Below are 281 nucleotides of genomic sequence, written 5' to 3'. Positions count from 1 at the left end.
ACCGACGAACGCGCTGCAAGGCGCGCGGCGCGTTCGTCGGTGACGGTCGGGCCTGCCGCTGCCGGGCGGGTTGCGCCAGACGCGGTCTTGGAGCCACCGAGCGGGCGCGACGGCGCGCTGGACGCGATCGGTGCCGGCTCGCTACCATCGACGGGCGCGGCGGCGACCGGAGCAGTCAGCTTCGCATCGGTGCTGCGGCGGTAGGCCTCGAACTGCTCGCGCAGGGTGCGAAGCTGGTAGCCATTCTGTTCGACCTGCCCGGTCAGCGTCGCAAGCTGCTG

Annotated in this window: 1 pseudogene; it reads right to left on the bottom strand. The window is 72.6% G+C overall.

What is annotated here, in order from left to right:
* A pseudogene (locus AC0CH8_RS18855) lies at positions 1 to 281 on the bottom strand (hypothetical protein); the annotation flags it as partial.

The sequence above is a fragment of the Sphingomonas sp. AC435 genome (assembly GCF_979253005.1).
Note: the sequence above shows the minus strand (reverse complement) of the source record. Positions and strands in the feature narration are given on the sequence as shown.